Source organism: Mucilaginibacter terrenus, from assembly GCF_003432065.1.
In the GTDB taxonomy this organism is placed as follows: Bacteria; Bacteroidota; Bacteroidia; order Sphingobacteriales; family Sphingobacteriaceae; genus Mucilaginibacter; species Mucilaginibacter terrenus.
The window spans coordinates 387741-402349 of record NZ_QWDE01000003.1 but is presented as its reverse complement, the minus strand read 5'-3'; the positions used below and the strand labels follow the sequence as shown (position 1 = coordinate 402349).

General features: G+C 44.4%; 10 protein-coding genes and 1 tRNA gene. 9 read left to right on the top strand and 2 right to left on the bottom strand.

Features of this window, described 5'->3' with window-relative positions:
* Window positions 1-57: 57 nt before the first annotated feature.
* Window positions 58-3195, bottom strand: coding sequence for a protein O-mannosyl-transferase family (locus DYU05_RS17190; RefSeq protein ID WP_117384411.1), 3138 nt, complete (start codon window positions 3193-3195; stop codon window positions 58-60).
* Window positions 3196-3385: 190 nt separating this feature from the next.
* Between DYU05_RS17190 and DYU05_RS17185 the strand changes: the two genes are divergently transcribed.
* The 4 genes from DYU05_RS17185 (at window position 3386) to pth (ending at window position 6049) form a co-directional block, all read left to right on the top strand.
* Window positions 3386-3456 (top strand) — tRNA-Gln (locus tag DYU05_RS17185).
* 130 nt (window positions 3457-3586) lie between these two features.
* Window positions 3587-4531: a ribose-phosphate pyrophosphokinase gene (locus DYU05_RS17180; protein WP_117384366.1), complete on the top strand. Its 945-nt coding sequence runs from the start codon at window positions 3587-3589 to the stop codon at window positions 4529-4531.
* A 54-nt stretch (window positions 4532-4585) separates the two neighbouring features.
* On the top strand, window positions 4586-5170 hold the full coding sequence (locus tag DYU05_RS17175) for a 50S ribosomal protein L25/general stress protein Ctc (protein WP_117384365.1): 585 nt from the start codon (window positions 4586-4588) through the stop codon (window positions 5168-5170).
* Between the two features lie 318 nt (window positions 5171-5488).
* Window positions 5489-6049, top strand: coding sequence for an aminoacyl-tRNA hydrolase (pth, locus tag DYU05_RS17170; RefSeq protein ID WP_117384410.1), 561 nt, complete (start codon window positions 5489-5491; stop codon window positions 6047-6049).
* Between the two features lie 13 nt (window positions 6050-6062).
* On the opposite strand, the gene DYU05_RS17165 is transcribed toward pth, so the two are convergent.
* A complete protein-coding gene (locus DYU05_RS17165; RefSeq protein ID WP_117384364.1) occupies window positions 6063-6932 on the bottom strand; it encodes a hypothetical protein in 870 nt (289 codons plus the stop codon).
* Window positions 6933-7106: 174 nt separating this feature from the next.
* Here DYU05_RS17165 and DYU05_RS17160 point away from each other — a divergent pair, with 174 nt between their 5' ends.
* The 5 genes from DYU05_RS17160 to DYU05_RS17140 all read left to right on the top strand — a co-directional run bounded on the left by DYU05_RS17160 (window position 7107) and on the right by DYU05_RS17140 (window position 14353).
* The gene (locus DYU05_RS17160; RefSeq protein ID WP_117384363.1) at window positions 7107-9497 is read left to right on the top strand and encodes a TonB-dependent receptor domain-containing protein; all 2391 of its coding nucleotides are present in this window, start codon (window positions 7107-7109) and stop codon (window positions 9495-9497) included.
* Window positions 9498-9537: 40 nt separating this feature from the next.
* Window positions 9538-10575 carry a hypothetical protein gene (locus DYU05_RS17155; RefSeq protein ID WP_117384362.1) on the top strand — a complete coding sequence of 346 codons (1038 nt, stop codon included), beginning with the start codon at window positions 9538-9540 and terminating at the stop codon, window positions 10573-10575.
* The gene (locus DYU05_RS17150; protein WP_117384361.1) at window positions 10505-12844 is read left to right on the top strand and encodes a hypothetical protein; all 2340 of its coding nucleotides are present in this window, start codon (window positions 10505-10507) and stop codon (window positions 12842-12844) included. Before DYU05_RS17155 ends, DYU05_RS17150 begins: the two co-directional genes overlap by 71 nt.
* Window positions 12845-12980: 136 nt before the next feature.
* Window positions 12981-13952, top strand: a complete 972-nt coding sequence (locus DYU05_RS17145; RefSeq protein WP_117384360.1) for a hypothetical protein — start codon at window positions 12981-12983, stop codon at window positions 13950-13952.
* 56 nt (window positions 13953-14008) lie between these two features.
* Window positions 14009-14353, top strand: a complete 345-nt coding sequence (locus DYU05_RS17140; RefSeq protein ID WP_117384359.1) for a Spx/MgsR family RNA polymerase-binding regulatory protein — start codon at window positions 14009-14011, stop codon at window positions 14351-14353.
* Window positions 14354-14609 lie beyond the last annotated feature (256 nt).

Below are 14609 nucleotides of genomic sequence, written 5' to 3'. Positions count from 1 at the left end.
CGGACATAAAAAAGGCCGGTACACATGTACCGGCAGTTAGATTGTTTTATGCGAATGCTATTGTTGCGGTGCCTGCAACCCGCCAAACTTGGTGCTGTAATCTTTCAGTTGCGCATCAGTTTGAGTAGCCCATTGTGTTTGGTTTACGCTTTTTGCTACACCGTTCATGCCATTGAGCATTGATAGCGCTAACTGTACGGACCTTACATCTACATTATTGCTATCTTGTTGATAAACCGCGTAGTTGTACTTCAACTGATCCATGATATAGTCATCAAGGGTCTTCATCAGTTTAAGGCCGAAAGCTGTATCACCGGCATGAAATGCTGTTTGCAGCATATAATACTTGCGGATAGCTAACTCGGGAGATGTAATATTCTCAGGCATATTGTCGGCGTACTTCTTCAGCGCGCTTTTTGCCATATCTGGATGCCCTTCCCGCATCATGTTATCAGCAAGATCTGCATACATACGCGTAACCAGCGGATAGAATAGGGTAGTGGATGTATTATCAAGGTTTTTAGCCGTTTTCATCTGGCCGAACTTGAACTTGTTCATCATGTTATTGTACATCACCATGGTATTAGTAGCTTCCAGGGGCTGTATAGTAGTATCAGGCTTAAGCGGTAACAGGCGGAAAGCAAAGCCTTCGTTATACATGTATTTGTCCAGACCTAGCATGTTCTCGTTGCCGGCAGTAACGGTGAAATAAACCGGACGTTTCCAGTTGTTATGGGTAAGTATATCCATAATGGCCAGGTTGTCTTTGGTCACCCATTTGCCTGGGTAGGTGAAATCAAGTTCAGGAGCAATACGGTCGCGCATAGATGCAGGCACGGCGCCAGCTTTTATCACCTCATCTGCATTTACTGTTATTTTCAGATTTTTTGTAGGCAAATAGTTGGTGGTTTCGCCATTCTCCAGCGGAAGCTTGGTCTGCGGATCATCTGAGGTAATAAAGTTGAAGATGTCTTTTAACTCGGTTGAACCCGGGAGTTGCCTGTCTTCAAAATAAATTACATCGCGCACACCCATCTTAAATTTATCGTAAGGCATGCTGATAGGCAATGGGTCAGAAGCATTCATTTTTTGCTTCATTTGCTTGATATACCAGTCTGTACCCAGTAAACTGAGGTTTACAATACGCACATCCGGGCGAACACCTTCAACTTCCTGTATATACCAGAGGGGATAGGTGTCGTTATCTGCGAAGCAAAACAGTATAGCATTTGGCGCGCAGGAATTAAGGTAGTTGTACGCCATATCGTGCGGCGTAAGCTTAGTAGAGCGGTCATGATCGTCCCACTCCTGGCTGGCCATAAGTACCGGAGCAGCCAGCAAACAAGCAGCGGTAGCCACAGTTGCAGCTACTTTAGGGTTAAGCGCTTTGCTGATAAGCTCGGCAATCATGAGCACACCAAGGCCTATCCATATTGCAAAAGCATAGAACGAGCCCGCATAAGCGTAGTCACGCTCGCGCGGCTGCAGCGGGTCCTGGTTAAGGTAAAGCACAATTGCCAGGCCTGTAAAGAAGAACAATACCAATACCACACCTGCATCCTGCTGGTTGCGGCGGAAATGGTAGATCATACCCAATAAACCTATAATAAGCGGCAGAAAGTACAGGCGGTTGTAAGCATTGCTTGTGGTTACAGATTTAGGCAATTCTTTACCAAAGTTAACCCCGCTTATCCAGCTGCCATCAATACCGTTGGTCTGCCCGTCCAGGTCATTGGCCCGGCCTGCAAAGTTCCACATGAAGTAACGGGTGTACATCTGGCTGATCTGCCAGCTTGCAAAGAACCCAAGGTTGGTACCCATCGTAGGGCTATCCTGTGGACCCATCTTCATCCAATCACGGTAGAATTCCGGGTGGTTAGGTTTCTGGCTGAACATGCGGGGGAACAGCGTCATGTGGTCATAGGTGGTATTCAGCTTTTTGCCGGCAACTTCATATTTCTTTTCGCCGCGACGCCATATCGTAGCGCCATCGGTTTGCTCTACCGGCTTACCATCAAAAAACTCGCCGTATAACAAAGGTGTTTCGCCATATTGGTCTCGGTTAAGGTAGCTGTTAAGAGAAAAAGCATCCTGCGGGTTACTGTTGTTAAGGTTAGGGCTGGCCTTAGCACGGATAACGATCATTACAAAAGAACTGTAACCGAACAGGATAAACACTGCCGATATCAGCACCATATTAAGTACGGCACGGCGAGTACGTATCTTAACCACATACTCTAGTAAAGCAATTGTAACAGCTGCACCCATGAAACCTGCTATGCCGGCGCTAAACGTTAGCAGCAGAACAAAGCAAACAGCAGATATAATAATTAAAATGTTAGATGGCTTAACTGTAAAGTATATCCCTGTCACTAAGGCTGCTGCAACCAGAAGGAAGAAGATTATTGCGCCGGTCCCGAAACCCATGCCCAGGGTATTCACAAAGAATAGGTCAGAGAAAGCCGCACCTTTAACGGTGAACTGAATAACACCCCAAAGTACTACGGCGAGTATTACAATGCTTAACGCAAACGCACCAATGGTGCCGCCGGTAGTGACATTTTTAGCTCTCTTGAAATAGATGATAAGCCCTATTGCTGGTATCACCAATAAGTTTAATAAGTGGATACCGATGGAAAGCCCCATTACGTAGGCGATAAAAACAATCCATCTGTCTGCGTATGGCTCGTCGGCATGCGCTTCCCACTTTAATATTGCCCAGAAAACTACAGCAGTACAAAGTGAGGATTGCGCGTAAACCTCAGACTCTACAGCCGAGAACCAGAAGGTGTCTGAAAAAGTATATGCCAATGCACCTACCAAACCCGATCCTATTATTAGAATAACCTGGGTAGTGGTCATTTCTTCGCCGGCCTTTACCAATAGCTTTTTGGCAAGTGCGGTGATGGTCCAAAACAAAAACAAAATAGTAGCACCACTTGCCAGTGCCGAGGAGAAGTTGGTGAAGTACGCCACTTTGTTGTTATCACCCATAGATAACAGCGAGAATGCTTTACCTATCATGGTAAACAAAGGTGCACCCGGTTGGTGGGCTACCTGCAACCTGAATATACAAGCGATGAACTCGCCGCAGTCCCAGAAGCTGGTAGAAGGTTCAAGCGTTAAAATGTATGTTAATGAGGCTATTGCAAAAGCAGCCCAGCCAAAAATGTTATTTATCTTTTTATAGTCCATAGCTCGTTTGCTGTACGATAGGTTTTTTGAAGTTTCGAAAGTAGTAAAAGTATCAGGATGTTTAAGGTACATTAACACTTTTTAACGCTTGAAACAAGGCTGCAATACTTTTTTACATTTTGCTTTTGAAGTGTAAAAAATCGTCTTATATTTGCATTCCTTTTCGGAGAGCTTGCTAGCCAAAGGAGATTGCCTGATAGTATAATGGTAGTACGACGGTTTTTGGTACCGTTTGTCTAGGTTCGAATCCTGGTCGGGCAACAGTAAATGATTTCGGATTTCGAATTTTCAATGCAGGACGCACCTCTTGAAAATAAGAAATCCGAAGTTTTTTATAGGGGTTTGAGATTATAAGGATTAACATTGCTCTTAATCTAAATCGTAAATAAAGATGCCTTTACAGTTTAATACCGTTAAGCTTTTTGCAGGTTCTGGTTCTAAAGAGTTATCTGACAAGATAGCTGATGCTTATGGCCAGCCCCTGGGCGATGTAGTTCTTTCACGTTTTAGCGACGGCGAGTTTCAGCCGCATTTTAACGAAAGTATTCGCGGATGCGATGTTTTCCTGATACAGAGCACTCACCAGCCAACAGATAACCTTATGGAACTGCTGATGATGGTAGATGCCGCGCGCCGTGCATCTGCACATTACATTACAGCAGTAATACCTTACTTTGGTTTGGCAAGGCAGGACAGGAAAGATAAGCCACGAGTGGCTATTGGTTCTAAACTGGTGGCTAACCTGTTGGTGGCTGCGGGTATTAACCGTATTATGACGATGGACCTGCACGCAGCGCAGATACAGGCGTTTTTTGACGTTCCTGTAGATCACCTGGATGCATCTATCATTTTTGTTCCATATATAAAAAGCCTTGGCTTAGGTAATTTAACCATTGCTTCGCCAGACATGGGTGGATCTTACAGGGCACGTGGTTTTGCGAAGTTCTTTAACGCCGAAGTTGTTATCTGCGATAAACGCAGAAAGCGGGCAAACGAGATAGAAAGCATGACCATAATTGGTGATGTTACCGGTCAGGACATTGTGCTGATAGATGACATTTGCGACACGGCAGGTACACTGGCTAAAGCAGCTGGCCTAATCATGGAGCGCGGTGCAAAGTCGGTAAGAGCGGTATGTACGCACCCAGTGTTATCGGGTAAGGCATACGAAACTATCGAGAACTCCGCCTTAACGGAGCTTATCGTAACAGATACCATTCCGTTAAAGCAGCAAAGCTCTAAAATAAGGGTATTATCTACCGCTGATCTTTTCGCGAAAGCGATAGTGAATGTAAATGAGCACGGTTCTATAAGCCAGTTGTTCAGGGTAGACTAAAAGAGATTAAAAATATCCATACCGTGTTGGTGTGGCTTTGAATAATAAATAATAATGAAATCAATTGCTATTAGCGGTTCTCCAAGAGAGAACGTAGGGAAAAGAGACGCGAAAGAGCTGCGTTACCAGGGCTTAGTGCCTGCAGTGCTTTACGGTGGGGCTACCCAAACCCACTTTTCTGTGTCCGCAGCTGATTTGAGAGCCGTGATTTATACTCCGGTTGTTCAATTCATCGACATCACAGTAGACGGTACAACAACTCAGGCCATCATTAAGGATGCCCAGTTTCATCCGTTGACAGAACAGCTTATCCACATCGACTTCTTACAGTTAGATGAGAACAAACCGGTAACTATCGAGATCCCTGTAAAATTAACAGGTACTTCTCCTGGTGTTAAGGTTGGTGGTAAACTGGTACAAAAGTTACGCAAACTGCGCGTAAAAGCGTTGCCAAAAGATCACCTGGACAACATTGAAGTTGCTATTGACGAACTGGAAGTTGGTAAATCTGTACGCGTAAGCGACGTTAAGGTTCCTAACCTTACTATCACTAACGCACAGGAAGATACCATTGTGTCTGTAACTACTTCACGTGCATTACGCCAGGCAGAGCAGGAAGCTGCTTCTGGTAAGAAATAATTACCCCCTAACCCCCTAAAGGGGGAACCTAAGGGAATTAGAGCGACAGGTATATGCCTGTCGCTTTTTTTACTTACCCTGTAGCCATAATCGCCAATCTTTATCCACTACAGGCGACCTGCATTAGAGAATAACAAATAAAACAGGCCGATTGCACCCTCTCCAAGCCGGGGAGAGAGTAGGCAGGGGGAGTCGAAAGAAAATCATTACTTTTGCCGCAAAAACAAGATGGGCTTTAAACCCTACTTTAGTAAATATCTTAAGAAACAAACACCCACTGCTACACGGCCCATAGTAAAGCAAGCGGGCGAACCGGTTATGAAATACTTAATTGTAGGATTAGGCAATATAGGCCCGGAATATGCCGATACCCGGCACAATATTGGTTTTATGGTGCTGGACGAAATGGCTAAGCAAGAAAGCGCAAAGTTTTACAACATGCGCCTGGCATATTACACCGAGGTGAACTATAAAAGCCGTACCCTGTGCCTTATTAAGCCAACAACTTACATGAACCTTAGTGGTAAGGCCCTTAACCACTGGATGAAAGAGCTTAAGATACCTGTAGAGAACGTGTTGGTGATTGTGGACGACCTGGCTTTACCATTAGGTACACTACGGCTAAAGCCCAAGGGCAGTGCTGCCGGCCACAACGGTTTAAAAAATATTGAAGCCACACTTGGGCACAACAACTATGCGCGCCTGCGTTTTGGCATCAGTGACAACTACCCTAAAGGCCGCCAGGTGGATTATGTGTTAAGTGGTTTTGATAAAGACGAACTCCCCGAGCTCCCCGCGCTAATAGACCGGTCTATTGAAATGGTCAAAAGCTTTTGTACTATAGGTACAGAGTTAACGATGACTAAGTTTAATAAGTAACCGGCCTGTGCAGTTAACTTACGCCGGCTATCTTAAGCAATTTACCAAGGGTTAAGGTCGCTGGCGAAAGCGTCGCCCATTCTGTACGTATCAGTTCTATTTCAGTTATAATACTATCTGGATTATAAAGATCCATATAATGCCACTTGCTATTATTTGTAACGCTATCATCGTATGCCGGAAGTTTTCCTACCAAATGTAGCAACGCTGGTACATTTTGGAAAAAAGCAGCTTTAGAATCCTTTGTATAGGATATTTCTGTGTGATGACCCATGTAGCGCCTGCTTGTCCATTCGGGTCCTAATTCTTTTAAACCTATCGGTCTCGCTTCCAAAAATGTTTGCATCAAAGGCAGTTGAGCTGATTCAAAGTTTAAAAGCCAAAATGAGATACTTCCTTTATTTTTAAAGTGTTCGGATCTGGTAATGTATATGCCTATATATTTTTTCTGTTGATTTTGGTATGTTAAACACATTCCGGCGCAAAAAACACTTTCTATTTTAACAGGGTCTTTTTTTTTCAGCCGAGGCTTACTTTTTTCTACTGAGAGCTTTTTTACAAAATTAACCAATACTCGTTTTCTTTCTTTAAGAAAACCTGCTCCTGCATCCAGGCCTTCGTTGTACCTGATGTCCTCGCCAGTATCTACAATAACTTCTACCTCTTTAAGAATTTGGGCGGTTAACACTTTGCACTCCCAGCATGCCAACGCTAGCGCAAGCCAAACGTTTGTACGATCATATTCTAGATTTTCTTGTTGTTCTTTTAAAACTATTGCAGAAATGCTTCCCGGGTCGTAACCTGAATTGTAAAGTTCTATGAAGCGTTCGTAAACTTCGCAGGATGTATCGTTCCCTAAAATTGCAGCACTCCAGGCACCCATACTTTTAGCAATTTATAAATTGGTTTTCGAAGATAATAAGTACGTGCTAATAACAACATCTGGTTCATGGTAACAAGCTTGTTACCTAAAAGCTTAGTTAAATAATTGTTAAATGCTTCTTTTAGGTGTAACGAAGGCTATTTTTGTGCGTCTTTTAACCTAAACATCTATTAAATGAGAAGACTTTTACTGGCAGCTATTTGCTGTTTATTATGTGCAGCCTCTTTTGCCCAAACTTCACAGCAAATAACCATTAAAGGGATTGTAATAGATTCCGCAGCTAACAAGCCTTTAGGATATGCAACTGTTGCCCTCTCTGATGCAGCAACAAATGCCCCGGTAAAAAGCACGCTTAGTAAAGATGACGGCTCCTTTGAACTTAGTAACCTGCCGGCTAAAGCCTACAAACTTTCGCTTATATCTATCGGCTACGCCACCAAAGTAATTGATGTAAAAGGCGGCATAACCGTTAACCTCGGTAAGGTGATGATAGCACCATCCAGCAAGCAATTAAAAGAAGTTTCGGTTACAGCTGCCCGTCCGCTAATGAAACAGGAGGTAGACCGGTTGAGTTATGATGTACTCGCCGATCCGGAAAGTAAAACCCTGTCGGCACTGGACATGATCCGCAAAGTACCCTTACTGTCAGTAGATGCTAATGATGCCATAAAGCTGCGTGGCAGCGGCAACTATAAGATATTGCTGAACGGTAAAGAATCAGCTATTATGGCGCGAAATCCGTCGGATATCTTGAAAGCGATGCCGGGTACCAACATTGTAAAGATAGAGGTTATCACCACCCCGCCCGCCAAGTATGATGCGGAAGGTTTAGCAGGTATTATAAATATCATCACACAGAAGAATGCCGACCAGGGTTACAACGGATCGTTAAACAGCAACTACAATAGTGTTTTTGGTTACCGCGCTAACGCTAACTTAACCGTAAAGCAGGGTAAGTTCGGGCTTAGCGGTTTTACCGGCACGGGAGAGCGTCGGCCGCGCTCGGCTGATTTTTATAACCGGACGGATTTCTTAAACACACCGTCCTTTATTGAGCAGAATGGCAGCAGGCGCAACGGCGGCAAGAACACTTATGTAAGTACAGAATTAAGTTTCGAAGCAGATTCACTCAATCTCATTACCGGACAGTTCAACTATTATAAAAACTCTAACAACAGCGAGAGTACCACCAACACCGAACAGAACGATAATGGTGTGCAATCAAAGTACATTAACACCAATAATAACGATGGCAAGTTTAACGGCAAGGACTTTGGCGTAAATTATCAGCGCGGTTTTAAGGGCAATAAAGACAGGTTACTTACCGCGTCGTACAAGTATAGCGACAATGATAACGGCACCAATAATATGGTAAGCCCTGGCAATGCGGTAGATTACAATCAGTTTAACTCGGCAGGAACTAAAGAGCACACGACTCAGCTTGACTATATACACCCGTTGAAAGTAGTGACCATAGAGGCCGGCGGTAAGGCCATTAACCGTAAAAGCTTCAGCAGTTTTCATACGGATGTATTTGACGCAACAAGTAACACCTATGTTCCGGACCCTACCCAAGACAATGACTTTAACTACCACCAGGATGTATACAGCATTTACAACTCTTATACATTAAAATTTGCGAAGTGGAGCCTGAAGGGCGGTGTTCGTTACGAACGCACCAACATCAACGCTGATTTTACATCAACCTCAACCAATCTCGATCAAAACTTCACCAACGTGGTGCCATCGTTCTCGCTGCAGCGTAGCTTAAAAAGCAGTAGCTTAACTTTTGGATTTACGCAGCGTATACAGCGCCCGGGCATTTACCAGTTGAACCCGTTTACAGATCGGTCGAACCCTAATTACATAAATACAGGTAATCCCAACCTTCGCCCCTCGGTAAACAACAACTTCGAACTGAGTTACGGCAACTTCTCGAAAGGATCGTTCAACCTGAGTGCCAGCTATTCATTTGCTAACAATACCATACAAAACTTATCCAGCGTGAACGGTATTGTTACCACCACTACTTATGCAAACGTAGGCAAGAACAAAACACTAGGGCTGGACCTCAATACTAATTATCCTATCACGCCAAAGTTCAACGTGAATATGAATGCCGAATTACTGCACATCTGGCTGGAAGGCTATTACGGAGGCGAACTGTTCAAGAACAATGGCTACCAGGGCCACGTGTTCAGCTATGCCAGTTACAAGTTTGACGATGGATATCGTGTAGGCCTTAACATCAGTTTTGACAGCCGTTACGTGTTGTTGCAGGGTACAGATAACTACTGGTTCGGCTATGGCTTCAACGGCTCTAAGGAGTTCCTGAACAAGAAGCTGAATGTTTCGGTGTATGTTAATAGCCCTTTCAAAGAGTTCTTCAAGGTCGATTTCTCTACCCGTACCAAAGACTTTACGAACTATTCTTACAACTACAATTTCTACAGGACATTCGGCGTAGGTGTAAACTACAAGTTTGGAAAGCTTAACAGCAGTATTAAAAAGAACCAGCGCGGTATCAACAACGATGATACCAGCAGCGGCGGATCAAGGAATTAAACCACTGGCTTAAATTTGCTTTACTATCTTGCGGGCTGATATGACTGTTGTTTCATTATCGTTAGTTCGCAGGGTAGCTTTTATCGCGGTTTGTTGCTTGCTGTTTTGTACTTGCAGGCAGGAAGGTCCTCCTAAAGCAGCGTTCTATTACTGGAGAATTAATTTCGCGCTCAACTCCGGTCAGCAGGATCTGCTTAAGCGAACAGCAGATAACCGCCTCTACCTGCGGTTTTTTGATATCAAGTGGGATTCTCGCCGTCAACAAGTTATTCCTAATGCTTCACTTCGCATCAGTACTTCGCTTAAAAACATAGATGTCACGCCTGTGGTGTTTATCACCAATCAGGCTTTTCTTCAAACACCGTTGAGCAATGTGGATAGCCTTGCTTACAAAAGTGCGCGTTTAATATCGCTTATCGCCTCACGAAACCACATCAATTATAAAGCCGTGCAGATAGACTGCGACTGGACAGATGCCACGCGCGAAAAGTACTTCACTTATTTGCAGGCACTAAAAAAACATGCGCATTGCAGCCTGCAGGTAACCATTCGGCTGCACCAGGTAAAATACCGCGAGCGCACCGGTGTGCCTCCTGCAGACCGCGGCGTGCTGATGTTTTATAACATGGGCAAAGTAGGCGTAGGAATACAGGCGAACTCTATTTATAACGAAAAAGATGCCGCACGATATCTCGCACGCATAGGCAGTTATCCGCTGCAGTTGGATGTAGCGCTCCCCGTCTTTTCCTGGACTGTGCAAAGCCGCGCCGGCCGCATTGTAAACTTATATGCTAAAATAACCCGGGCTGATCTGCAGGGGAGCGCTAACTTCATCCGCGTCGGCCAAAATGATTTTAAAGCAACAACATCATTTTTTTTTAAAGGCATTTATATAAAACAAAACGATACTTTTAAGCTTGAAGAAACTAACCTGAACACCCTGGAAGAAGCTGCTAAGCAACTATCTGGTAAATTAGCGGCGCTGCCAAACAGGATATTGATATTTTATGAGTTATCTAACATCGGTCCGCCTGCGTTTACTTCAAACGCCCTCAACACTATCGCTGATCATTTTTAGCATCCTGTTCATTTCAGGAGCAGGCCTTGTTTGGGCTTGTGCAGATATCGATTATGATGATAACAACTCGGTATTTGCGCCGGAATATTTTGTTAATAAGCATTACACCCCATTTTTTTACGACGGTTACAATCGGTATTATGGTTATGATGTTGGTCCTATAGGCGATAACAACAGGAGGTATAACGACTTGGTAGTCGCCGAATGGCAGCAGTACCTTGGCCAGCAGTTAAGTGCTGCGCAAATCAACTTCCTGCTTTTTAAGGCTAATACACGCAGGGCTGATTCGCTTTATAAACGTGTAGCCACCCGGCTTGATGGTCGCGGCAAAACGTTTTTTAATTACCTGCCACTTTCTAAGGATTGCGAAAGCTACGCCGTGCAGGATGTTGATTACTGGTATGAAAAGGTGCCACATAAGCAGCCGGCAGCTAATATTGAGGGACGGATAAACCGCGCGTTGGCAACCTTTAAAAACAAATTCATCAGGCAGCGGTTGTGGTTTCAGCTGGTGCGTAACCAATACTTTAGCGACACCACAGGCAATAGCGTAAAACCGGCGTTTTACAAGTACGAGAAAGAGTTTCCGCGCAATTTGTTGTATTACCGTACACTTGGTTATCTGGCAGGTGCGGAGTATGCCCAAAAGGATTACGCGCACGCTAATTATCATTATAGCTTGTGCTACAACTATACCTGGCAAATGTACCTACCCAGCGAGTGGAGCTTTCACCCGCAGGAAGAAGCGGACTGGCGCCAAACACTTAAACTGGCTAAAACACCCGAAGAACGCATTACCCTTTGGCATCTGCTGGGTATAAATAACGATGCCGCCCGTGCAATTAAAGAGATAGCCGCTATCAACCCCGGATCGGAAAAGCTGGATCTGCTGCTTAGCCGTTTGGTAAACATGGCCGAAGAGGAAGCCGGCGACGCCAAAGTGGACGAGAGCAAGCTCGACTATCAACCCGTATTCCCATTTAATAACGATCCTGCTTCAGTTAAGTTAACCGATGAAAAGAACGCTGCCGCGCGGGAAGCTGCCTACAATAAAGCTTTGATCAAAGCCCGCCAGCAAAGTTTGGCAAACGACCGTGGCTTACGCCTGGTAGACTCAATATCGGCAATTAAAGGTATTAGCAAGCCGTATTATTGGCACATGGCGGCGGGCTACCTCCACTACTTACATTACGACGTAAAACGTGCGCAAAAATATTACGCCCTTGCCAAAAACGAGTTGCCTGTTGGTAACAGCGAGGTAACAGCGCAATACAAGCTGCTCAGCATTTTATTGTATGTACGCTCTGCAAAGCATATGGATGCCGGTGTAGAGAACTACCTCGTAGAACCGCTGAACTGGCTTGCCAATCTGCGTGATAATAAAACGGCCGTTAAAGCACTAAGGTTTCAGAACGCCATCGAATGGATGAAGAACGAGATTGGTAACCTGTACATTAAACAACACCAGTTCGTTAAAGCCAACTTTTTTAAGGAGGTACCGCACATTTACACCGACAGTATTAGTGTTGATTCATTGGAAAAACAGCTTCTTAAAGTAAATAAATCGCCTTTCGAAAAAGCCATGGCCCGGTACTCTCCCGTTAAGTACGAGCAGCTGTATTACCACCAGGCGCTAATTGCCACCTACAAAGAAGATATTGGCTCTGCGCTAAAGTTCATGATAAAAGCCAAAGATGCAGGTTTGGGTAAACTACCCGCTGATCCGTTCACCAGCAGGTTGAACGACTGCCACGATTGTGATGCTAACGAGTCCAACGCAAACTACACCTCCTTAAAGTTTTTACAGGTTATACAGCAGCTTAAGGAAGATCTTCGCTCCGGAAAAAACAAGTACAATGCCGCCTTAAAGCTTGGTAACGCTTATTACAATATCACGCATTATGGCAACTCGCGCGTGTTCTTCCAAACAGAGCTCACCGGGTATGCTTACCAGCCTGATCTGTATGACAAAGATTACCGCGATTACTTTACCTCGCCCAACATTGCCGAAAAGTATTACAAAATAGCTTTGGCCAACGCTCCGGGTAACGAACAAAAAGCAAAACTCGTATTCCTGCTGAGCAAATGCGAACGAAACCGCCAGTACAATGAGCACTTTGCCAATGATGAAAATTATGAAGCGGAGGACGATATGCCTGAAGCCGGAGAACGCTTTAAAGAACTAAAAAGCAAATACTCAGCAACAAACTATTACAAAGAAGTGCTTAAAGAATGCGGTTACTTCAGGAAGTATGCTGAAGGGCGGTAACAGTTTTGCCGTTATGTGCTGGCCGACGAGATTACCTGTATGTAATCAGGGGGGTAAATCAGTTGGCCGTTTCTTTCCTTTATAAAACAAACTGGGTTATTTCTCCTTAAAGGAGTAGATACCAACATTAATAAGCATGAAAGAGTACAAATTAGGCATGATCCTCGGTGGTATAGTTATATTGGTACTGATAGCTGCGTTAACTTATTCTCATTTAGGAGGTAACTCTGCCGCAGAGGATAAAAAAGGTTCTAAAAAGGAAAAGAAGAAAGGCAAGAATAAAGAAGCCAAGTCGGATGAGCAATCTGGTGCCGAAAGCAGCTCGTGTGTTGCAGGTAAGTTGATAGCTGCCAAAACATGGGAGATGCCCAAGTCACTAAAAGAAATATCAGGCATGGCATGGATGGGAGAAGACAAGGTTTGCGCTGTTCAGGATCAAAAAGGCATCATCTACATATATGACCTGCAAGCTAAAAAAATCGCCAACGAAATAAGGTTTAGCGACAATGGCGACTACGAAGGCATTGCCTACGCGCATAACATTTTTTTTGTAATGCGATCTGACGGGCAGCTGTATGAAGTAAACGCTACAGGCAAAGTTGTTAAACAGTACGATCTACCCCTTACAGAAACAGACAACATAGAATCCCTGTTTTTTGATGCACCTAACGACAGGTTGCTAATAGGGCAAAAGGATGGCGCCGGGGGCAGCAAAGTGAAAAAGGTGTTTAGTTTTGACCTGCCCGCACGCAAGTTTAACAACCAGCCGGTTTACACACTGGATATGGCAGACCCTGTAATCAGTTGCGATGATAATGTAAAAGCGAATAAAAAAGGTAAAAAGCACAAGGAAATTCGGCCATCAGAAATAGCGGTAAACCCGGCCACGAAAGATATATACATTGCCGATGGACCAAGCCAGCGTGTGCTGGTGTTATCTGCCGATGGTAAACCCAAGTATTACCTGGAGGTGGATAAAAAGGAATTCCCGCAGGTAGAAGGATTGATGTTTGACCCCGCCGGAGCTTTTTACATCAGTACCGAAGGTGTTAAAGAGGCGGCGAAAATAAGCCAGGTAAACGTGGAAAAGACCGCAGGAGGCAATTAGCCGCCTAGGGCGTTACTGCCTGCTGTAATTATCGGGCCGATAAGTACATTTGCCTCATGAAAGTTTACGGAATAACAAATTGCAATACTGTTAAAAAAGCCCTGGACTGGCTCAAGTCTAACAATGTAGCTTACGAGTTTCATGATTTTAAAAAACTGGGTGTAAGCGCCGAAAAGCTGCAGGAGTGGAATGAAAAAGCGGGTTACGAGAAGTTTATGAACAAGCAGGGACTTACCTGGAAACAACTCGATCCTGCAGTTAAGGACAGCGTTAAAACATCTGCAGATGCACTTAAACTTTTACAAGAAAAAACCAGCATGATTAAACGCCCTGTCATTGAAAAGGACGGTTTCCTGTTCTTTGGCTTTGATGAAGCTGTTTACAGTAGAGAACTAAAGTAGGTCTTCTTAGACCTTAGACCGGAGGTCTACGATTTTTATGCTAACATGTCAATCATTTCATGTCGCCGGAGGCCCTCTCGGTGAGTCCCTGCCGGTAATTAAATTCTAGTTCCGTTATTGCGAGGTACGAAGCAATCTCCGAACAATCCACTGCATGCTCCACACCCGAGCCTGCCTATCTTGAGATTGCTTCGTACCTCGCAATGACGTGGTGGATAAAAGCGCTATCATCAATACATTGCTCTTCCAGGTCGGC